Annotated in this window: 14 protein-coding genes; 11 read left to right on the forward strand and 3 right to left on the reverse strand. The window is 60.6% G+C overall.

Translation table 11 applies throughout. From position 1 onward, the window contains the following. Window positions 1-85: 85 nt before the first annotated feature. Window positions 86-535: a GNAT family N-acetyltransferase gene (locus tag ACSAMW_RS05835; RefSeq protein WP_500593103.1), complete on the reverse strand. Its 450-nt coding sequence runs from the start codon at window positions 533-535 to the stop codon at window positions 86-88. A 613-nt stretch (window positions 536-1,148) separates the two neighbouring features. Here ACSAMW_RS05835 and ACSAMW_RS05840 point away from each other — a divergent pair. The 3 genes from ACSAMW_RS05840 to ACSAMW_RS05850 all read left to right on the forward strand — a co-directional run bounded on the left by ACSAMW_RS05840 (window position 1,149) and on the right by ACSAMW_RS05850 (window position 7,456). After that, window positions 1,149-1,298, forward strand: a complete 150-nt coding sequence (locus ACSAMW_RS05840; RefSeq protein WP_500593104.1) for a hypothetical protein — start codon at window positions 1,149-1,151, stop codon at window positions 1,296-1,298. Between the two features lie 523 nt (window positions 1,299-1,821). Continuing rightward, entirely contained in the window at window positions 1,822-4,419 is a 2,598-nt protein-coding gene (locus ACSAMW_RS05845; RefSeq protein ID WP_500593105.1) for a M10 family metallopeptidase C-terminal domain-containing protein, read from the forward strand. 445 nt (window positions 4,420-4,864) lie between these two features. Then, window positions 4,865-7,456 carry a M10 family metallopeptidase C-terminal domain-containing protein gene (locus tag ACSAMW_RS05850; protein ID WP_500593106.1) on the forward strand — a complete coding sequence of 864 codons (2,592 nt, stop codon included), beginning with the start codon at window positions 4,865-4,867 and terminating at the stop codon, window positions 7,454-7,456. 292 nt (window positions 7,457-7,748) lie between these two features. On the opposite strand, the gene ACSAMW_RS05855 is transcribed toward ACSAMW_RS05850, so the two are convergent. Beyond that, window positions 7,749-9,851: a M10 family metallopeptidase C-terminal domain-containing protein gene (locus ACSAMW_RS05855; RefSeq protein WP_500593107.1), complete on the reverse strand. Its 2,103-nt coding sequence runs from the start codon at window positions 9,849-9,851 to the stop codon at window positions 7,749-7,751. Between the two features lie 802 nt (window positions 9,852-10,653). Then, window positions 10,654-12,786, reverse strand: a complete 2,133-nt coding sequence (locus tag ACSAMW_RS05860; protein ID WP_500593108.1) for a M10 family metallopeptidase C-terminal domain-containing protein — start codon at window positions 12,784-12,786, stop codon at window positions 10,654-10,656. A 324-nt stretch (window positions 12,787-13,110) separates the two neighbouring features. Here ACSAMW_RS05860 and ACSAMW_RS05865 point away from each other — a divergent pair, with 324 nt between their 5' ends. From ACSAMW_RS05865 to ACSAMW_RS05900, 8 genes are all read left to right on the forward strand, one after another. After that, window positions 13,111-13,920: a formate/nitrite transporter family protein gene (locus ACSAMW_RS05865; protein WP_500593109.1), complete on the forward strand. Its 810-nt coding sequence runs from the start codon at window positions 13,111-13,113 to the stop codon at window positions 13,918-13,920. Then, on the forward strand, window positions 13,921-14,919 hold the full coding sequence (gene moaA, locus ACSAMW_RS05870; protein WP_500593110.1) for a GTP 3',8-cyclase MoaA: 999 nt from the start codon (window positions 13,921-13,923) through the stop codon (window positions 14,917-14,919). Window positions 14,920-15,033: 114 nt separating this feature from the next. Next, window positions 15,034-15,993 (forward strand): AAA family ATPase, encoded by a 960-nt coding sequence (locus ACSAMW_RS05875; protein WP_168083694.1) that lies wholly within the window; start codon window positions 15,034-15,036, stop codon window positions 15,991-15,993. A gap of 10 nt (window positions 15,994-16,003) precedes the next feature. Continuing rightward, window positions 16,004-16,966, forward strand: coding sequence for a DUF58 domain-containing protein (locus tag ACSAMW_RS05880; RefSeq protein WP_500593111.1), 963 nt, complete (start codon window positions 16,004-16,006; stop codon window positions 16,964-16,966). Then, window positions 16,963-17,472, forward strand: a complete 510-nt coding sequence (locus tag ACSAMW_RS05885) for a DUF4381 domain-containing protein (RefSeq protein WP_500593112.1) — start codon at window positions 16,963-16,965, stop codon at window positions 17,470-17,472. Before ACSAMW_RS05880 ends, ACSAMW_RS05885 begins: the two co-directional genes overlap by 4 nt. Then, complete coding sequence (locus ACSAMW_RS05890) at window positions 17,465-18,529, forward strand: vWA domain-containing protein (RefSeq protein WP_500593113.1); 1,065 nt, start codon at window positions 17,465-17,467, stop codon at window positions 18,527-18,529. The genes ACSAMW_RS05885 and ACSAMW_RS05890 overlap by 8 nt, the downstream gene beginning before the upstream one ends. Continuing rightward, the gene (locus ACSAMW_RS05895) at window positions 18,526-20,241 is read left to right on the forward strand and encodes a tetratricopeptide repeat protein (protein ID WP_500593114.1); all 1,716 of its coding nucleotides are present in this window, start codon (window positions 18,526-18,528) and stop codon (window positions 20,239-20,241) included. The genes ACSAMW_RS05890 and ACSAMW_RS05895 overlap by 4 nt, the downstream gene beginning before the upstream one ends. Then, window positions 20,238-21,854, forward strand: coding sequence for a BatD family protein (locus ACSAMW_RS05900; RefSeq protein WP_500593115.1), 1,617 nt, complete (start codon window positions 20,238-20,240; stop codon window positions 21,852-21,854). Before ACSAMW_RS05895 ends, ACSAMW_RS05900 begins: the two co-directional genes overlap by 4 nt. Window positions 21,855-21,866: the final 12 nt, after the last annotated feature.

The raw sequence follows: 21,866 nt of genomic DNA on the forward strand, positions 1-21,866 counted from the left end.
ATGTGCTGACGCGGTTGCCGCCACAGTGGGCAATTGAGATCGCTGACTTGTTGCCGAATAAGTGGGTAAATAGCCTGGGCTAATCCTAAAGCTGTTTTTCCATAACGATGGTGCGTTCAGCTCCATGAAACTCATCGCGGATTTTCTGATAACCCAACGCGGCATAGAACTTTTCAGCTGTAATCGACGCTGGCACGCGCACAACTCCAATGCCAGCGAGGGCTGCGCTTCCGTGAATGACATCCATCAAATGCCGACCGATACCTCCCTTTTGGTGAGCTGGATCAACGAAAACACTCCTGACTACGTCACGGTCGAGTGCAGCAGTACCGATGATATTTTCGCCTAGCAAGGCTACGAAAACCCTGCGTTTAGCGAGTTGTGCGATGACGGTTTCAGGGGCAAAGCTTCGTTCGACCTGAGCGATCACATCAGGCGGGTAGTCCTGTGAATTTGACTCACGCAGGGCGGCTAGAACTACACGGCTAATCGCTGCTGCATCTTTGTTCGTGGCGGGGCGAACGTGACATTCCATGCTGAGACCTCAATCCTGAAGGATCACAGCCTAGCCCATCGCAATGTGTCTTCCCCGGACGCTTACCTCGTGTCCGCGTGATCGACCTTATTATTTTTACCACGCCAGTACATCCAAACGTTCGGTGATCCGCCATCCTCCCCCGGAAAAATTTCGACGTGAGCCTCATCGACGCCTGGTGATACCGGTTTAGATAAAAGAGTACTGATATGGGCGATAGCGTGCTTGGAAAGACCTTCAAGCTTGCGCTGATACACCGCTTGAAATTGTGCTTGAGTCAAGCCATACGGAACCATCTGCTGTGCCTAAAAATTTAGTTTATCGGTCGGTCAACAAGGATCGCTTTTGGCCAATTCCAGCCGGATGCCGAAGGGCCGCTAAGGGTCGATTGCTGCCGGTGGCGACAGGCCGCAATCGACCCATTGCGGCCATTCCCTGTAGCGACCAGAATCGAGGAACGTCGGTGAGGAGGTAAGGTATGGCGGCGATTGAAGTATCAGAAAAAGCCGACTGGAAGCTTTTCGAGGAAGTGGCTCACGTTCTTGAGCAAGGATTGGGCGGTTGCTGGAAAAAGAAGCTGGATGGCCTAGACTAGCGCTACTGGGATCTACTGGTGAATGAACACATACTTACTCTGCACCTTGAGCATTATCTGGGCATTTCAGTGGTCGTCCCCGACGGCGCAGATGATGCCGCTCAAAGAGTATTTGCGCTGCTCAAACAGGCTTATTGGGGTAAGCCTGCAACAGAAAATCCCGACTGATCTAGACGGCAGCTATGGGTCCAGAGTGTGTAAAAACGCATATGGCCGCGGTGACGGTTACGCATCCGGTTCGAAGACACCTGCATCTACGAGCATCTCAACTAATGCCTCTGGCCATACCGTTTCTCCAGTAGACCTCAGCTCGGGAGCGGACCACCAGTGATGATTTGCCATGACCACCAGCCTTGTTTTGGCTGGTTTGCATCCTGATTGACTATCAGTCAAGGGTTGGTAGCAGCCGGTGTGGCCGGCCGCTCCCGGCTCTAAGATGTCGGCCAGTATCAGCACAAATAGCCCATTCTCAGGCCCTCATAAAGCGCAGCTAAAAGCAGACGTTGGAAAGGTTGGTTAAACCTTTAGTGACGTTACATGCTGAAAGCGCAAGCTTGCAGCGTTGTTCAGGGATGCTGCGCAATAGCAAGCGCTGAACCGCGACACCGTGGCCTAGTCTTAGCAGGCTGCAGTTTATTATCCGCCCAGTATGTAGTCGCGCGGACCCTACTTCATTTTTCAAGGAGTTCACGTGGCTACTGTTTTCAATGTGCTCGATTTCGGCGCGAAGGGCGACGGCGTTACTGACGATACCAAGGCCATTCAGAAAGCCATCGATGCCGCCTTCAAGGCCGGTGGCGGCGAGGTGTTCCTGCCAGAAGGTACGTATATCCTGAGTGGCCCCAACAGTGACGGCGGCTGCCTGACGCTTAAAAGCAAAGTAATGCTCAACGGGGAGCGGTTGGGGGAAACCACTCTCAAGCTTGCAGACGATTTGAGTAGTGATATCGACGGGTTGATCCATACATCGGCAAAGGCCAATACCGTCGATGCCAAGATCAGCAACCTGACGCTGGATGGCAACAAGGCCAATACCAGCGGTACGGTGGATGGCATCGTTACCGGCAGCGAGGCGGGCGGTACCGCTCACACTACCGGGTTAGTCGTGGCGGGGGTCGAGCTGCGTAACTTCAGCGGCGATGGGCTGCGTGCGCAAGGCCTTACGGATGGCGCGCAAGTCAGCGATAGCCTGGCTCATGACAATGACGGGGATGGCTTTGCCACAGAATTCCAGACGCGGGCCGTTCGGGCCGACTCCATGGCTTTCACCGATAACCAGGCCTACCGCAACGGGGGCGACGGTTTCGATGTCGTAGCCGCTTCTGGCGTGCGGAACACCGGATACTTCCTCAATAACCAGGCGCACGACAATACAGGCAACGGCTTCGTACTTACCGGAGTAGAGCGCCCCGCTGGCACTGACATGTACCAACAGTTCGGCATCGTCGGTGGCGAGTACTACAACAACGGTGGTGCAGGCATCGAGATACGCGGTTATCGGAGCGGCACCGTCAGCAATACCGATGTGTATGGCAATGGCGCCGAGGGCATCGCGGTGCTGGGTACTTTCGGTCAGATAATGAATCACAACTATGTGCACAACAACGCCCAGGCTAGCCCGGCGGCGGAAATCCGCATCGGCGAATACGCCAACGCCCAGGGGGGCACGACTGCGAGTGACCCTAAGCTCAACCTGATTGACAACATCATCGTCGGTGGCCGGAACACTACCTACGGCCTGGACGACAGCCACGCCAAGCCTAGCGACGAGTACCGTATCGTATACGGCAACCAGATCACCAATGCTCAGCTCGGCCTGGTGACCAGCAGTGCCAGCTATACAAACACTTATGACTTCATCAACGGGCCGGCTTATACCCTCATCGGTAGCGACAAGGGTGATCGGATCATGGGTACGGGGGCAGAAGAATCGGTGTTTGGCGGCCGTGGTCGGGATGTGATCGACGGCGCGGCGGGCGACGACAGGCTTGAAGGGGGCCAGGCTGCGGATCGGCTCAGCGGCGGTGCTGGAGACGATGTGTTCGTTTACAGTCGTCGACAGGACAGCTACGCCAGCGACGCAGGCGACACCCACGACCGCATCCTGGATTTCGACACCGCCCATGACCAGCTGGACCTCGCCACCTTGCGTATCACCGGCCTGTGCGATGGCCACAAAGGGTCCTTGCTCCTGGGCTATAACGTTGATAACGACACCACCTACCTGCAGAGCCTGGATTCAGACGCCGACGGTTATCGTTTCAAGCTTGCCCTGAGTGGCGACTATCGCACGAGCCTGACCGATGCGAATTTCTTTGGCCGACAGGCCGGCACAGCCAACGCAGACATCATTGAGGCCTCTCGGGACGGCGGCGCGCTGCTGGTGGGGCTGGGCGGCAACGATACCCTCAGCGGTGGCGTCGGCAACGACCGCCTGGAAGGCGATGCCGGGTTGGATCGCCTTAGTGGCGGCGCCGGCGCTGATACCTTTGTCTACAAGGCCCTGAATGATAGCTACGTCAACGACGCTGCCGGCATCAAACAGCAGGATGTACTCTTGGATGCGGCCCAACGCGAAGGTGACCTTATAGACGTGTCGGCCCTGGGCTTCACTGGGCTGGGCGACGGCCACGGCACCACCCTGCTGGAGAGCTATAACTACACCACCCATATGACTACCATCGAGTCACTGGACGCCAATGCCGCTGGCGATCGTTTCTCGCTGACGACCATGGGTATTCCCTTCAGCACTTTCTTTGGCGGTGGCTCACTCAACGATGCCTTTATCTTCGCGCCCTCCATGCCTGACCCTGATGGCCTGAATTACGTCGAATATGGCCAACTGGTCGGCCAACGCCTGGTGGGCGATGACGGCTATGACGTGCTTAGTGGTGAAGCTGGCGACGACGTACTGATCGGTAACGGCGCCGCCGATGTGCTCGACGGAGGCTCCGGTGCCGACACCTTCGTCTATAACAGGGTTAGCGACAGCTACAACGGCGCGGCGGACATTATCTACGACCTACTTGTATCGGTGGACCGCATTGACGTTTCTGCCCTAGGCTTTACCAGCTTGGGGGATGGAAACGGCACTACCCTCCAGGTCAGTTACAACGCTAGCAAAGATAGAACTGTACTGACATCCAATGAGGCTGATAGCGAAGGTCACCGCTTCCAAGTTCAGTTGCAGGGTGACTACAGACAAACCCTCAGCGCAGACAATTTCATCTTCACTTCCGACAGCACTGAGCTGCATTTGCTGGGGGCGGGCCAAACCGAACATTCCTAAGGGACCGCACCAAGCCGTGAACTAAAGCCAAGGGGTATCGGCCTTAAGCGGCTTGACTATGTATTAGCGTCTAAGGCCTAGGTCGCTTCGAGGGATGAAGGTAGCTAAGCGCTTTGGCGGTTAGCTGCGCTTTGCGAAGGTCCGCTATGGGTCGGTAGCGGCCTATCACCAGCAGCAGCTACCGACCCAAAGCGGCCGGTCAGTGCCGGCACAAACTGGCTGCTCGCTGCAATCTATAAAGGACAGTCACAAGCAACGTTGTAAGGCTGCTTAAGCCTTTCACGATGTTACATGCTGAAAGCGCGGGCCTGCAGCGTCGCGCAGGGATACGCCATAATAGCGAGTGGTGAACTGGCGCGCCTATGCTAAGTCCTAAAAGCTTGTCATTTATCATCCGCTCAGTATGTGGTCGCGCGGCCCCCGCTTCATTTACCAAGGAGTTCACGTGGCTACTTTTTTCAATGTGCTCGACTTCGGCGCCAGGGGCGACGGCGTTACCGATGACACCCAGGCGATCCAGAAGGCCATCGACGCCGCTTATAAAGCCGGCGGCGGCGAGGTGTTCTTGCCGCAGGGGACCTACATCCTCACTGGCCCCAACAGCGACGGCGGCTGTCTCACGCTCAAAAGCAAGGTCACCCTCAATGGGGAGCGGTTGGGAGAAACCACCCTTAAGCTCGCGGATGGCTCGAGCGGTGACATCGACGGGTTGATCCATACTTCGGCCAAGGTCAACACCACCGATGCCAAGATCAGCAACCTGACGCTCGATGGCAACAAGGCCAATACCAGCGGGACGGTGGATGGCATCGTCACCGGTAGCGAGGCCGGTGGTACCGCTCATACCAGCGGCTTGCTCGTGACGGGCGTCGAGTTGCGAAACTTCAGCGGCGACGGCCTGCGCGCTCAGGCGCTCACAGACTACGCGCAGGTGACCGATAGCCTGGCCCATGACAATAACGGCGACGGCTTCACCACGCAATTCCAGACCCAGGCCGTTCGGGCCGACTCGATGGCCATTACCGATAGCCAGGCCTACCACAACGGTGGCGACGGCTTCGATATGGTAGTCGCTTCCGGTGCGTCGAACTCCGGGGCCTTCAGCAATAACCAGTCTCACGACAATAAGGGCAACGGCTTCGTGCTTACTGGGGTAGAGCGTCCCGCTCACACTGACATGTACCAACAGTTCGGGATCGTCGGCGGCCAGTATTACAATAATGGCGGGGCCGGCATCGAGATTCGCGGGTGGGAGGACGGTACCCTGAGCAATGTGGATGTGCATGGCAATGGCGCCGAAGGCATCGCGGTACTTGGCACCTTCCGGCAGGGGCTGTATCAAAACTATGTACACGACAACGCCCAAGCCGGCCCGGCGGCGGAAATCCGCATCGGCGAATACACCAATGCCCAGGGCGTTACAACTGGAAGCGACCCTAGCCTCAATCTGATCGACAACACCATTGTCGGTGGCGACAACGCAACCTATGGGCTGGATGATAGCCACGCTCAACCTGCTGACTATTACCGCAACGTGTACGGCAACCAGATCAGCCATGCCCAGCTGGGCCTGGTGGTCAGCGGTGCTGACTACACGCACATCTATGGCTCTGTGGGTGGCCCGGCCTATACGTTGATAGGTAGCGACAAGGCCGACCGCATCCTTGGCACTGGGGCCGGGGAAGCCTTGGTCGGCGGACGCGGCCGGGATCAGCTCGATGGCGCGGCGGGCGATGACAGGCTTGAAGGGGGCCAGGCCGCGGACCGGCTCAGCGGTGGTGCCGGGAACGATGTGTTCGTCTACAGCCGCCGGCAGGGTAGCTACGCCAGCGACGCGGGCAACACCCATGACCGCATCCTGGACTTCGATACCGCCCATGACCAATTGGACCTTGCCGCTTTGCGTATCACAGGCCTGGGAAATGGTTACCAGGGCACCTTGCTGCTCGGCTATAACAGCGACAACGACACCACCTACCTGCAGAGCCTTGATGCGGATGCCGACGGCTATCGCTTCAAGCTGGCCTTGAACGGTGACTACCGAACAAGCCTGACCGACGCGAACTTCTTTGGCCGCGAGGTCGGTACCCCAGAGGCGGACATCATCGATGCCTACCCTCGCGGAGCATTGCTTGTGGGGCTAGGTGGCAATGACACGCTAAGGGGTGGCGCCAGCGACGATCGCCTGGAAGGGGACGCTGGAGCGGATCGCCTAAGCGGCGGTGCCGGCGCCGATACCTTCGTCTACAAGACCCTGGCCGATAGCTACGTCAACGATGCCGCGGGCATCAGGCAGCAGGATCTTCTTCTAGACGCTTATCAGGGCGAAGGTGACCGTATCGACGTGTCGGCCCTGGGCTTCACCGGGCTGGGCGACGGTCATGGCACCACTCTGCTGAAAAGCTACGACAAGGCAACGGGCTTGACCACCATCGAGTCACTGGACGCCAATGCCGCCGGCGACCGTTTCTCGCTGACGACCCTGGGTGTTCCTTTCATCGGCTCCATTGGTGGTTCGTCCAACGATGCCTTTATCTTCGCACCCTCCGTGCCTGACCCTGACAACCCGGTCGATGTCACCTATGACTGGCAAGTGGGCCAACGCCTGACAGGAGACGATGGCTTCGACAACATCACGGGCGAGGCGGGAAATGACGTGCTGATCGGCAACGGTAGCGCCGACTCGCTCTCGGGGGGATCCGGCGCTGATATCTTCGTTTACAACAGCGTCAGCGACAGCTACCAGGGGGCGTCGGACATCATTACCGACCTGCTGGTGTCGGTGGACCGCATCGATGTATCCGCCTTGGGCTTCACTGGCCTTGGAGATGGAAACGACAACACCCTCAAGGTCAGTTACAACTCATCCAATCATCGAACCGTCCTGACGTCCAACGAGGCCGATAGCGAAGGCCATCACTTCCAGGTGCAGTTGAAGGGTGATTACCAACAAACCCTCAGCACAGGCAATTTCATTTTCGCTTCTGATAGCACCGAGCTACATCTGCTAGGGGGGGGCCAAGCGGAGCCTTCCTGAGCGGCCTCCCCGGGCCGCAATTTAAAGCCAACGCATCGGCCTTTAGCTTGCGGCTTGGGTCCTTTTCGTGTCCAAGACCTAGGTCGATGCGCGAGGGATATAGATGACAGATTGCTTCGACTGTGGAATGCGCTCTGCAAATGGCCGCTTCGAGTCGATTGCTGCCGGTGGCGACAGGCTGCAATCGACCCAAAGCGGACTTCGAAAGCCAACGCGAGCAAGAAACTGAAACGGGGCCATAAAGGCCCCGTTTGAGAATGCCAGCTACGCCTAGATACGTGACTAGCGGCCGCTACCCTGCAAGGTGTTGCTGCTCCACATCCTGTGCCACCCCGACCAACGTCACCTGCGGCTGGGCGAACACCACCTCTCCCTTGTCGAGGTCGTCGAGCCAATAACCAGTGAGTGCGATCTCGAACCTATGACCCTGAGCATCGGCGTTCAGGTCCTTGAGGTAGGTGCGATCGTTCTGGCGGTCATAGGCGAGTTTCAAAGTGCCGTGGGTACCGTCCCCAAAGCCGGTGTAGCCCAGCGCCGAGATGTCGATACTGTCCTGGCGTTGCTCGAATCTATCGATCAGGTCCACGAAGCTCTGATTGGCGGTGCGGTAGCTGTCGTCAGTGGACGTATAGCGGAAGACGTCCTTGCCTTCGCCGCCGGTAAGCCAGTCCGCACCGCTGCCGCCGATCAGCACGTCATTGCCGGCGCCGCCGTCGATACGGTCGTTACTCGCACCGCCAACAAGAATCTCCGCCAGCGCGCTGCCCCTCAGCACATCACGCCCCGCTGTGCCTTCGATAGTCGGCGGCGTAAACACCAGGTTGCTCGTGTTCAACTGCTCCACCAGGTTGCCGTCCAGGGCCAGTTCGAAACGGTGGCCAGAAGCATCCGCCTCGAAGCTTTTGAGGTAGGTGCGGGTGCCCTCGACGTTCGCTTGAATGGCCAAGGTCCCGTGACGGCCATCCCCAATGCCGGTGAAGCCCAGGCCGATCAGATCGATGCGGTCTTGGGTGGCATCGAAGTCCTGAATCAGGTCGCTGGCGTTCTGGGTCGCGGTACGGTAGCTGTCGTTCACCTGAGTAAAGCGGAAGATGTCCGCGCCGGCCCCGCCCAGCAATATGTCGCGGCCACCATTGCCTTGCAGCACGTCATCGCCAGCCTGGCCGTGGATGATCTCGGCGCTGCCCGTGCCTAACAAATTATCGTTGCCAGCATAGCCGTCCAAGTGAGCCTTGCCGTCCTGGCTGCCGAAGGTGGTGTCTATGCTGCCATCGGCGTTGAGGCGGATAATGCTGGCGCCGGTAACGCCTCTATCGGTGCTTTGCCCGGCCACCAGGATTTTCCCATCCGCTTGCACCGTGACCGCAGTCGCGGTATTGGAACCGTTGGGCAATACCGAGAACCCGGCGATGCCGTGGTTGCCGAAGCTCTCGTCGAAAGACCCGTCGGCATTAAGGCGAATGATGTTTGGCACGTGAAAGTTGGAGCTGTCCCCGACAACCAGGATCTTGCCGTCGGCCTGCACCGTCACGGCTGAGAAGTAGTTCAGGCCCAGGGCTTTGTCGAAATGCAACACGCCGTTGTCGCCGAACCGGGTATCCACACTGCCATCGGCCTTGAAGCGTTCCAGGCTGTACAGCGGATCGCCGGCGATAGTCACTCCGCTATCAGGGTTGGTGTAGCCCCCTACATAGAGGGTGCTGCCCAGCAACACCCCGCCATCGGGCAGTACATGGCTGCTGACATCGCCGCTGTAGTATGTTTCCGAGGAGCTGATGCTCAGCTCGCCGTGATTTCCAAAGCCATCGATCAGCGTTCCGCTTGCGCTGACCTTGGTCACGGTGGCTTGGGTCTCGCTGCGGGCCGTGAGGTAGAAGGTGCCATCGGCATTGATGGTCAACCCGTAACCGTCATACACATGGGGCACGTCCAAGGTCAATACGCCGCCCTGGCCGAAGCGGGTATCCAGGCTGCCGTCGCCGTTGTAACGCTCCACCGTCAAGCCATCCCTACTGCTGTAGGCTGAAAGCACCTTGCCGTCGGCTTGTACGGCCACCCTAGCTTCAGGGCCATAATCCGAGTCATAGGGCACCTTATCGCCGTTTGCGGGGTCGAAAATATCGACGCCACCTGTGCCGTAATGGGTATCCAGGGTGCCATCGGCGTTCAGCCGGATGACCGAATGTTCCAACGCGATGGAATACGGATACTCCCCAGGGCCACCGACATAACCCTCGTCGACGTAGCTGCTATAACCCCCCACCAATACCTTGCCGTCGGCTTGAATATTAAGACTTTCATTAGGGGCGCCAATGCCGCTCAGCTGGATCATTATGCTGCCGGGGGCTGTGCGCGTGATTGGGGTCGTCACGGTGTTGCTTGGAGAGGTTGCCACGATCGAATCCTTTAAAAGTGCTGTGGGAGCTTCCACTGTAGCTTACGTGCGGCCGCTTTACGGTCGCAGTCCACATAAGCGCAACGGTATCCGAGCAACAGTCAGCTTTTTCGGATGACCTGCATCACCACTGCACTCAGCAGCTCTAGAAAGCGGCTTTCAAGCGCCTCCCCGCGTACCGGATTCTTTCGTGTGGTACCCACGTGGCGGGAAGTCTCGAAACAATGGCGGCAATCACAAACCTTTTAACTTGTAAAAATGAGTACGGCTGCTAAATGGTCGCGGGGTGGGTAAAGTAATCGTCTAACGCTAAAGCCCTATCTGCTGCACTGATAAATCACGTGAGGGCATGATTCCAATAGTCATGTGTGGTGGATGACCGCTTTGGGTCGATAGCGGCTCTCTAAATCTGAATCTTCACCTAGCTGGCATCCCTTGGCTTGCGACAGCAAATCCCCAGTAGGTGTGCCAGCACCGCCGCTTTCGAGCTATCGCCTGCGCAGGGCGCCTAAGAAGGCGAGTTTGTCTACCCCTTGAAGCCATTGTTCAAGCACTGGAAGCCTCGAAGCGTCAGTTTCGTTCCAACGGTTACTGGCGCTTTTCAAAGCGCTGATCGACGGGCAAATTAAAACCATAGGCGAAGAGGTGTTCTCAAAGAATCACCAACCCGCCCTGCGGCCGTTGTAGCAGCCAGCGAAGCTGGCACGTACGGTATTACAAGCTACTTTAGCGGTAGCTTGTAAATCGTATTTGCGCGCTACGCTCGCTCCCACACAAGCGCCGAACCTGTGATCAATTTCCCTTAACCCTGCAACTGCTCCTGGTTAACATCGGCCACCCCCACCAGGGTTACTTCGGCGGTAACGGGGGCGAAGATCATGTTGCTTCTGTCCAGCTCATCCTCCCAATCACCCGTTAGGGCAATCTCGAACCTGTGGCCTAGGGCGTCCGCCTCCAGATCCTTGATGTAGGTGCGGTCTGCGAGGTAGTTGTAGACCACTTTGAGCGTATGCCCAGTGCCGTCGCCGAACCCGGTATAACCCAAGGCCGACACGTCGATCTTGTCGCTACGGTCGGCGAAGTCGACGATCAAATCTGCAAAGCTCTTGCTATCGGTGCGGTAGCTGTCACCAACCGAGGTGTAGAGGAAGGTGTCTGCGTTTTGGTAGGTAGGGTCGTAAAGGTTAGCCTGTGCAGGGTCGCCACCGTTTAACCGATCCGCGCCTGCGCCACCCCAGATGATGTCTGCGCCAATGCCGCCGTTGATATCGTCATTCCCATCCCCGCCATGGATAATCTCCGATAATGCGCCGCCGATGATGACATCTCTGCCTGAGGTGCCCTCTACGGTAGGCGGGGTAAACACCAGGTTGGTGTTATTCAACTGGCTGACCAAGTCGCCATCAAAGGCTAGCTCGAAGCGATGCCCTGCCGCATCAGCGTCAAAACTCTTGAGGTAGGTACGGGTGCCGTCTGCGTTGGCTTGCACCGCCAGGGTGCCCTTGTGGCCGTCACCGATACCGTTGAAGCCCAAGCTGATCAGGTCGACACGGTCCTGGGACGGGTCGAAGTCTAGAATACGGTCGCTGTTGGTTTCAGTTTTGGTACGGTAGCTGTCGCTGATCTGTGTGAAACGGAAGATATCTGCACCTTCGCCACCGAGCAGTACATCACGGCCGCCATTGCCTTGCAGCAGGTCCGCGCCTGCATGGCCATGGATGATCTCGGCAAAATCCCCGCCTCGTAAGAAGTCCTGATTATTAGAACCGTCTACATGCTGCTGGCCATCCTGGCTGCCAAAGCTGCTATCCAGGCTGCCGTCTGGGTTCAGGCGGATGATGCCGAAATCCGAATTGCTGGTGTATAGCGAACTGGAGCCGACGACCAGAATCTTGCCGTCGGGCTGTACGAGAACAGAACTGGGGTGATTGGAACCATCGGGGGTAACGTCGAAGGCCACCACGCCGCCTGTGCCGAAGCTGGTATCCATAGACCCATCGGCGTTCAATCGCAGGATGTTGGCTGTGTGGCTTCTATGACTGTCGCCCACGAGAAGGATCTTTCCGTCAGGCTGCACGGTAAGTTCCGAGTGGTAATCGTCCACCAGGGCCTTGTCGATATACACCACACCCTTGTCACCAAAGCGAGTATCGGGAGTGCCGTCCGCTGTAAGGCGCTCGATGGCATACGGTGGGTCTACCAACCCACTGACAGGGTTGCCATTAGTGTCTACAAGCTTCTCGTAGAGCCAACTGCCCAATACCACGCTGCCGTCAGCCTGTAGGCTGGTGGAAATATTGCCGTTAACGTAATCCTCACCCTTAGGGTGGAGCGTGAGCTGCCCGCCTTCACCAAAAGCCTTGATCAGGTTGCCGCTACTGTCGAGCTTGGTCACGGTGGCTTCGGCTTCTCCACGCAGGCTCAGGTAGAGGGTGCCATCGGGATTGGCCCTCAGGGACACACCATCATCGTAGTTGGTTGGCCTATCGACAGTGGTTACGCCTGCCTGGCCAAAGGTTGTGTCCAGGCTGCCATCCGTATTGAATCGCTGTACCGTTATGCCTCCACGCCCAGACTGAGCAGACACCACCTTGCCATCGGCTTGTATGACCATTACCAGGTCGGTATCGGATTCACTGTCGACACGCGCTGGTACCAGGTCAACCCCACCATGGCTGAAGCTGGTATCCAAGCTGCCATCGGCGTTAAGGCGAACCAGCGAATAGTCACCACGGCTGGCACGGCTTTCATCACCCGGGGAGCCTGAATACCCCGCGATGGGGTAGTAGCTGTAGCCCCCGACAAGAATTTTACCGTCAGGCAGTAGGGTAACGGTTGCAGCGCCGTCACTGTCTCCGGTGAGGTCCAACAGCACGCTACCTGGGCCGGTCCTGATGGTATGAATGTTTGCTACTTTATCGATGAGTGTTGTCATGAATCAGTCCTTGGATGGGAGGTGAGAGTGTAGTGGTCAACCGATCCCGAACACTGAGTTAAGCTTTTCCTCACCTACGTGCGTCGACGAATGTCACCTATTCCCCATCCCCACAAAAACCCGCCTGAACCCCTCCCCCATAAACACGGTCTATCACCCTATCGTTAGAAGCAATTAGACGGCCCCTGCCTTAGCGCTTAACGTGTCTGCGTCAAGGGTCATGGTGTCGCAGCCATGCCCAATATGCCCTCACATGCTCGCCGCAGCAGGATGCTCATCGGTAACCGCCACGTCAAACCTGGCCTGTCAATGCTTGAGCCTTCCATGTCTCTTAATACTCCACAGCAAATTGCCGCCCTGGCTGTCGAAGCCGGTGCGAAGAAAGCCCACTTGCCTGCAACCACCGTGATGGTATTGGGCTTCCTCGCTGGGGCGTTCATTGCCCTGGGCTTTTTGCTCGATATCCACGTCAGCACCATGATCCCTGCGCCCTGGGCTTCCTTTGGCAACCTGCTGGGCGCCGCTGTGTTCCCCTTGGGGCTGATTCTGGTGATCCTGGCGGGGGGTGAGTTGCTGACCGGCAACATGATGACGTTGCCCATGGCCTTGTTCTCAGGGCGTATTGGCGTAACGGCGCTGCTGCGTAACTGGGTCTTGGTCACCCTGGCCAACCTGCTGGGGGCGTTGTTCATTGCCTATGCGTTCGGCCATATCATTGGCCTGACCGAAGGTCCTTATCTGGCTAAAACCCTGGCCATCGCCAATGCCAAGGCCGCCGCCAATTTCGAGCAGGCCTTTATTTCCGGCATCGGCTGTAATTGGCTGGTGTGCTTGGCCGTATGGCTGGCATTTGCCAGCCGTGACGTGGCAGGCAAGGTCCTGGCCATCTGGTTCCCGGTCATGGCGTTCGTGGCCATCGGCTTCCAGCACGTGGTTGCCAACATGTTCATTCTGCCAGCGGCCATTTTTGCCGGTGCCATGGAGTGGTCGGCCTTTTTCGCCAATATGGTCCCTGTATGGTTAGGTAACGCCGTCGGGGGTGCTGTCTTTGTGGGCCTGGCGTATTCTGTGTCCTATTCCGGCCGTGCCAGCCAATCCCTGGCCCAGCCCGACCCCACCACCAGCGAGGCCTAGATGGCACAGCGGGTTCTTACCGATAGTTATGCAAGAAAGGTCGACTACCTGCGGATGTCGGTCACGGACCGCTGTGACTTCCGCTGTGTGTATTGCATGGCCGAGGACATGGAGTTTCTGCCGCGGGCACGCATCCTCAGCCTGGAAGAGCTGCACGAGATGGCCCGCGCCTTTGTGGCCTTGGGCACTCGCAAGATCCGCCTGACCGGCGGCGAGCCCTTGGTGCGGGCCGGTATTGTGGAGCTGTGTGCGAAGATCGCCGCCCTCCCCGGCCTGCAGGAATTGTGCATGACCAGTAACGGCTCCCAGCTGGGCCGCCTGGCCGGCCCGCTTCGCGATGCAGGGCTGAGCCGCCTGAACATCAGCCTGGACAGCTTGGACCCCGCCCGCTTTCGGGAACTGACCCGCACCGGTGACCTCAACCAAGTCATCGCTGGCATCGACGCGGCCACCGCTGTGGGCTTTACCCATACCAAACTCAATTGCGTGGTGATGAAAGGCCGCAACGATGACGAAATCGCGGACTTGGTCCAGTTCGCCATCGACCGCGGGCTGGACATCAGCTTCATCGAAGAAATGCCCCTCGGCGTTATTACCGAGCACAGCCGTGCCGAAGCTTTCTTCTCCAGCGAGCAGGTGCGCGAGCGCATCGCCGAGCGCTTTACCCTGGTGCCTGCCACCGACACCACCCATGGCCCCTCACGTTACTGGCGCGTCGCCGGCGCGCCGGGCAGCCGAATCGGCTTTATCTCGCCCCATAGCCATAACTTCTGTGCCACCTGCAACCGGGTCCGGCTCACGGTAGAAGGCCGCCTGCTGCTGTGCCTGGGCAATGAGCATTCCATGGACCTCAAGTCCGTGTTGCGGGCCAACCCCGGCCAGCCCGAGAAGCTGGAGCGGGCCATTATCGAGGCCATGGCGCTCAAACCGCTCAAGCACGACTTCCGCCTGGACGACGACGTTCAGGTGGTGCGGTTCATGAACATGACGGGCGGCTAGAGGCCTGCGCGGGGCTGTTTGCCCAGTGCCATACCTTTTACCGCGCGGGTGCATTAAAATGCTGGCCCTCGACACCCGCCTGGGTGCCTCGCTTCCCCGTCAGGAAACCCGCCGATGGAACACCGTGACGCGCTCATCGCGCTGCGCACTTTTCTTTCTACCCAGATTCTGGGCCAGGACAAGCTGATCGACCGGCTGCTGATCGTGCTGCTGGCTGACGGGCACATGCTGGTCGAAGGCGCCCCGGGGCTGGCCAAAACCAAAGCCATCAAGGAGCTGGCAGAGGGGGTAGAGGCGCAGTTTCACCGCATCCAATTCACTCCAGACCTGCTGCCAGCGGACATCACCGGCACTGAAATCTACCGGCCTGAAACCGGCAGCTTCGTGTTTCAGCAGGGGCCGATATTCCACAACTTGGTGCTGGCAGACGAAATCAACCGCGCGCCCGCCAAGGTGCAGTCGGCGTTACTTGAGGCCATGGCCGAGCGCCAGGTGAGCGTAGGGCGCAGCACCTACGAACTGTCCCCCCTGTTTCTGGTGATGGCCACGCAGAACCCCATCGAACAGGAAGGCACCTACCCGCTGCCCGAGGCCCAGTTGGACCGGTTCCTGATGCACGTGAAAATCGGCTTCCCCGATGCCTCCGTGGAGCGCAAGATCCTTCAACAGGCACGTGGCGAAGCGCTTAACGGGGAAACCAAGCCGGAACGGCGGGTCAGCCAGCAAGCCATTTTCGCCGCCCGCAAGGACATCCTTGGCCTGTATATGGCCGACGCGGTGGAGGAGTACCTGGTGCAGTTGGTGATGGCCACGCGTACCCCGGCCAAATACGACGCCGAGCTGGCGGAGTGGATTAGCTACGGGGCCAGCCCCCGTGGCTCCATTTCCCTGGACCGCTGTGCCCGGGCCCATGCCTGGCTGGCTGGGCGTGATTTCGTCAGCCCTGAAGACCTGCAGGCCGTCGTGTTCGACGTGCTGCGCCACCGCATCATCCTGTCCTTTGAAGCCGAGGCGGCAGGCGTGGACCAGGACCGGGTGATCCAGCGCATTCTCGACGTGGTCGCGGTGGCCTGACCCAGCGACCATGAACAGCCACTCCCGTGCTATGCCCAGCATCACCGTGACCCTCGCCCAGTTGATCGAGATGCGCCACCGTGTGCGTGAAGTGCACCTGTTTTCGGGGCCTGGCCAGCGCAGCCCGTTGATCGGCCTGCACCATTCCAAGCTGCGCGGCCGGGGTGTGGATTTCGACCAGGTGCGGGTGTACCAGGCCGGTGACGACGTGCGCAACATCGATTGGCGCGTGACTGCACGCACCCAGGAACCCCATACCAAACTGTTTCACGAAGAACGCGAGCGGCCCATTTTCATTCTGGTGGAACAGAGCCGGCAACTGTTCTTCGGCTCAGCCACCACGTTCAAGTCCACGATGGCCGCCCAGGTGGCGGCATTGTTCGGTTGGGCCACCCTAGAGCACAACGACCGTGTAGGCGGCCTGGTGTTCGGGGACCTGGAGCACTATGAGATAAAGCCCCGGCGCAGCAAGCAGAGCCTGCTGCAATTGCTGAACCGCCTGGTGAGGGTAAACGGCGCACTCAGCACCGACAGTGCGCCAGCCGCTGACCCGCTGGGCAGCGCGCTGCGCCGTGCCCGTGAAGTACTACGCCCTGGCAGCCTGGCCATTGTGATTTGTGACGAGCGAGCGTTGAGCGATGCGGCTGAACAGCAGCTCCGGCTGCTGGCCCGGCACTGTGACCTGCTGTTGCTGCCCATCAGCGACCCGTTGGACCACGCACTGCCCGCAGCCGGCCTATTGCGCTTCGGGCTGGGCGAGGCGGAGCTGGACATCGATACCGGAGATGCCGAACTTCGCCGTGGCTATCAGGCCCTGGCGCACGCACGCCAAGCCCGCTGGGAGCGCCTAGGCCAGAAGCTGGGTGTGCTGGTGTTGCCGTTGAGCACGCGCAGCGACGCCGTGGATCAGCTGCGCGAATACACCAGCGCTCGCCCTCGCCTCGCCCCTGCCCCCATGAGCGTTACGCCATGAACCCGCTCAGCCGGCTTCATCCGCTGATAGAGCCCTCACCCATTGGCGTTTGGCCGCTGGCGCCTGGCTGGTGGCTGCTAGCGCTGTTGCTGCTGGTCATGGCGGGGGCCGTATGGCGTTGGTGTCGAACGCCCGCCGCGGCGCCGGTCGAAACCGAAGTGCCTGCACCCGCAGCCGACAACAGTGTGGACCCGATCCGTGCCGAAGCACTGGCTGAACTGGCTCAAATGCCCCGGCCCTACGATGGCGCACCGGCGGGCGCTTGGCTGCAGCAACTTAATGCGTTGCTAAAGCGACTGTGCCGCAACCATTATCCGGGGGCCAACAGCCATACCCTCAACGGCCGAAAATGGCTGGCGTTTCTGGACAACCGTTGCCCGGCGGCGGGCCTTACCCGTTGGATGATCCTGGTGGAAGGTGTGTACCGCCCCGAGTGCAAGCTGGACGACAAGGCCATCAACGGCTTGTACCAGTCGGTGGACACCTGGATTCGCAAGCATGCTTGAGTTCGCCTGGCCCTGGATCGCCTTGCTGCTGCCGCTGCCCTGGCTCCTGCGCTTGGCCTTGCCCCCGGCCAGCACCGGTGAACAGGTGCTGCAGGTGGGCTTTCTGGACGAACTGGCCCGCCTCAGCCAGCGCCAGGCGTACCGCCGCCTGCCTCGGTGGCGCCAGCAGTTGCCTTATGCACTGGTATGGCTGTTGCTGTTGACGGCGGCGGCCCGCCCGCAATGGCTAGGCGCCCCACTCCCCTTGCCCGCCAGTGGCCGTGACCTGCTGGTGGCCGTGGATGTGTCGGGGTCCATGGATTACCCCGACATGCAGTGGCAAGGCGACCAGGTGAGCCGGCTGGCGCTGGTCAAGCATTTGCTAGGTGATTTTCTCGAAGCCCGTGAAGGGGACCGGGTGGGCCTGATCCTGTTTGGCAGCCGGGCCTATGTGCAGGCACCCCTGACCTTCGACCGGCACACCGTGCACGCCTGGCTGGACGACGCCCAAGTCGGGATCGCCGGCCAGACCACCGCGATCGGCGATGCCATTGGCCTGGCGGTCAAACGGTTGCGCCTGCGCCCGGCTGACAGCCGCGTGCTGGTACTGGTCACCGACGGGGCCAACAATGGTGGCCATATCCAGCCTCTGGTAGCCGCGCGCCTGGCGGCTCGCGAGCAGGTGCGCATTCACACCATCGGTATCGGCGCCGACCCTGGTGCCGCGCCACCAGAGGGCGCCTTGGGCATCAACCGTGGCGACGACCTGGACGAAGCTGCGCTGCAAACCATCGCCAGTGCCACGGCCGGTGAATACTTTCGTGCCAAGGATGGAAAGGACCTGCAAGGCATCAATGACGCACTTGACCGGCTGGAACCGGTCAGCCAGGCGCCCACCCGCATTCGCCCGGTGCAGCCGTTGTACCACTGGCCGCTGGCCGGCGCAGTGACACTGGTGGCGCTAATGGTCTGCCAACGCCTGTTGCCACTGCTGTGGCGGCTGGCCTGGCTACGAGCACTGAGTAAGCAGGCCACGCGCTGGCGTGAGCGCCTGGCCCGTGGAGGGCGGCACCCATGATGGAGCTATGGCCCCATTGGTCGCGGCCTGTCTGGTTTGCTGCCTGGCCTGTGCTGGCCTGGCTGTGCTGGGCCTTATGGCTACGCCGCCGACGCAGTGGCCGTTGGCAGGCGCTGCTGCCCCGCCCGTTTCATGGCACTCTCCTGCGCGGTAGCCAGCACGCGCGCTTCGAACGGGGGCCGCGCATTCTGTTGGGGCTGGGTGCACTGCTGGCGGGCTTGGCACTGGCAGGGCCGGGCTGGGAAAAAGTGCAGCAGGCCGGCCAGCGGCCCGTTGACCCGCTGGTCATCATGCTGCCGCTCACGCCGGACATGCTGGCCAAGGATGCCTCGCCCGACCGCCTAGGCCAGGCCCGGCGCAAAATCATTGACCTGCTAGAGCGCCGTGCAGACGCCCAAACCGCCATTGTGGTGTATGCCGGTAGCGCCCATACGTTGGTGCCACTGTCTGATGACATGGCCACCAGCAGCAACCTGCTCCAGGCGCTGAAACCGTCGCTGATGCCGGTGCCGGGCCAGCGTGCGGACCTTGCCGTGGCCCAGGCGCTGGACCTTCTTGCACAGGCGGGCCAAGGCGCCGGCCGGTTGCTGCTGCTGGCATCGAGCGTCACCGACAGCGAGCAGCAGGCCATTGACCGATTGCTGGCACACCGAGCCCCCCCGTTGCTGGTGCTAGGCCTGGGCACTGCCGAGGGTGCCCCCGTCACCCGTGAAGACGGCGAGCTGCTCAAAGGCGCCGATGGCAGCATTGCCCTACCACGCTTGGAGGCCGACCGCCTTGCTGCCTTGGCCAGCCGCCACCAGGGCCGTTATGAAACCGCACGGCTGGACAACCACGACCTGCGCGCGCTCGGCTTGTTCGAAACGCCTCGGGCACTGCCTGCCGCGGATGAACTGTCCAGCCACCCGCTGGATCGCTGGGCCGATCAGGGCTACTGGCTGGTGCTACCCCTGCTGATCGTGGCGGCGCTGGCCGGCCGCCGTGGCTGGTTGCTATGCCTGCCCCTACTGCTGGCTCTGGGCAGCGTGCCTACGCCGGCCCACGCCTTTGGCCTGGCCGACCTGTGGTGGCGGCCGGACCAGCAAGGCCAACGCCTGCTCACAATGGGTCAACCTGCGGCAGCCGCCTTGCGCTTCCGCGAAGCCCGCTGGCAAGGTGTAGCCCTCTACCAGGCTGGGCAGTACGCCGAAGCCGCAAAACGCTTTGCCCAAGGCGATACGGCCATCGATCATTACAACCGCGGCAACGCGCTGGCCATGGCCGGTGAGCTGGAGGCCGCCATTCAGGCCTATGAACAAGCCCTCGACCGCCAGCCCTCCTTGAAGGTGGCCGCCGACAACCAGGCGGTAGTCAAGGCCCTGCTGGACAAACGCAAAGCACAGGCCACCCCCGCGCAAGACGCCCAGCGCACTAGCGACGAGTCACCGCCTGTAGCCGCACCGCCAGGTCAACCGGGCAACACAGCCCCCAACGAGGCGACGCAGCCCCAACCCTCTGCGGGGCAGCCACGTGACGGTGCGAGCCAGGCCAGTGGCGCCAGTGAAGGCGACCCTACCCTTGCCCGGGCCAACGCTGCGGAGGGTGACTACCCAGACAGTGAGGCTCAGGAATCCCTCGAACAGTGGCTGCGGCAGATCCCGGATGACCCCTCCGAACTGCTGCGCCGCAAATTCTGGTACGAACAGCAACAACGGCAGGAACAACACCCATGAGTCGGCTGTGCGCCTTTTTATTCTGCGTCTTGATCGCGCTGTCGCCCTTGGCAGCCAGCGCCAGTACGCTATTGGCCAGTGTCGATCGCACCCGCCTGGCCGTCGGCGAGTCCTTCGAGCTGACGTTGTCCACTGCTGACGTGACCCTGTTTGGCCGGCCGGACACCACACCGCTGCAGGCCCAATTCGAGGTCGGTGCCGTGCGCCAGGTTAACGAGGTGGCCAGCCTGGCCGATGACCACGGGCCCAGCACTCGCTGGATCATTACTCTGGTGGCACGGCAGAGCGGCACCCTTACCTTGCCCGCCCTCTCCGTAGGCGAGCTGCGTAGCCAGCCTGTGGTACTGCAAGTATTGGATGCCGATACGCCGGCCAGGCCCACCACCGCACCAGTTTTCATCGAGGCCACGTTGGACCAGGACCAGGCCTACGTGCAGGCCCAAGTCATTCTTACCCTGCGGGTCTACCATTCGGTGCCGCTGTACGACGACAGCACGTTCGCCCCACCTGACCTGCCCGATGCACGGGTGCAACTGCTGGGGGGCCGCCGTACCTATGAAAAAGTAATCAATGGGGTGCGCCATGGTGTCCTGGAGACCCGCTATGCCCTGTACCCGCAGCGCAGCGGTACCTTGACGATCCCGGCACTGTTGTTCACCGCCACACCCGTGGAAAACAGTGACGGCGGATCGCCCAGGGCCGGCGCTACGCTACGGGTTCGCTCGGCGCAGATCACCTTGCGGGTGTTGGCCAAGCCAGCCCTTTACCCTGCCGATGCCACCTGGCTGCCTGCACGCAGCCTCAGCCTGCAGGAAAGCTGGAACCCGGCGCCAGAAGACGCCCGCGTCGGGGACTCATTGACCCGTACCCTCACCGTCAAGGCCGAAGGCCTGTCCAGCGCACAGTTGCCACCGTTGCCCAGCACCGAGCTGACCGGCCTGCGTCGCTACCCTGATCAACCCCAGCTCAGCGACCAGCCTTCCGAACGTGGCCTGCTGGGCAGCCGCCAGGAGCGCGAAGCACTGGTGCCGGTACGGGCCGGCGTGCAGGAACTGCCGAGCGTGGAGGTGGTGTGGTGGAACACCCGCGAAGACCATTTGGAACGCACCAGTTTGCCCGCGCGTACGCTGAACGTGACTGAACGGGTGCAAGCGCCGAGTACACCGGCCAGCCCGACAGTGGCCCCGCCCGCCCCACAAGTGCTATGGCCGTGGCAACTGGCAACCGCCGTGCTGCTGTGCACCAGCGTGCTGGGGCTAGGCCTGTGGTGGCGAGCGCGCTCACGCCCTGCCGTGGCTCGGCTGGCCGCCCTCGGCCCTAGCCCCCGCAGCCTGCTGGATGATTTGAAACGCGCCTGCCTGGACAACAACCCTCAAGCGTCCAGGCAGGCGCTGGATGCCTGGGCGCGCCAGCAGCCGCAAACCCTGGCCGAACTGGCCGAGCACTACCCGCTGTTGTCCGAGGCGCTGGATGGCCTCAACGGCGCGCTTTATAGCGAAGCGGGCCGTTACTGGCAGGGCGAGCGCCTATGGCTGGCGGTCAGCGGCATTCCTGCCAACGGCCGGCATCACCCCGAAGCGGAGGACAACCTGCCTCCGCTGTACCCTAGATGAGAGCGAGGCCTT

It is taken from the genome of Pseudomonas sp. AB39(2026) (assembly GCF_059831485.1).

Coding starts and splice junctions, on each gene's coding strand:
- ACSAMW_RS05835 (WP_500593103.1), bottom strand. CDS start 535: ATGGAATGTCACGTTCGCCCCGCCACGAACAAAGATGCAGCAGCGATT.
- ACSAMW_RS05860 (WP_500593108.1), bottom strand. CDS start 12,786: ATGACAACACTCATCGATAAAGTAGCAAACATTCATACCATCAGGACC.
- ACSAMW_RS05865 (WP_500593109.1), top strand. CDS start 13,111: ATGTCTCTTAATACTCCACAGCAAATTGCCGCCCTGGCTGTCGAAGCC.
- moaA (WP_500593110.1), top strand. CDS start 13,921: ATGGCACAGCGGGTTCTTACCGATAGTTATGCAAGAAAGGTCGACTAC.
- ACSAMW_RS05875 (WP_168083694.1), top strand. CDS start 15,034: ATGGAACACCGTGACGCGCTCATCGCGCTGCGCACTTTTCTTTCTACC.
- ACSAMW_RS05880 (WP_500593111.1), top strand. CDS start 16,004: ATGAACAGCCACTCCCGTGCTATGCCCAGCATCACCGTGACCCTCGCC.
- ACSAMW_RS05885 (WP_500593112.1), top strand. CDS start 16,963: ATGAACCCGCTCAGCCGGCTTCATCCGCTGATAGAGCCCTCACCCATT.
- ACSAMW_RS05890 (WP_500593113.1), top strand. CDS start 17,465: ATGCTTGAGTTCGCCTGGCCCTGGATCGCCTTGCTGCTGCCGCTGCCC.
- ACSAMW_RS05895 (WP_500593114.1), top strand. CDS start 18,526: ATGATGGAGCTATGGCCCCATTGGTCGCGGCCTGTCTGGTTTGCTGCC.
- ACSAMW_RS05900 (WP_500593115.1), top strand. CDS start 20,238: ATGAGTCGGCTGTGCGCCTTTTTATTCTGCGTCTTGATCGCGCTGTCG.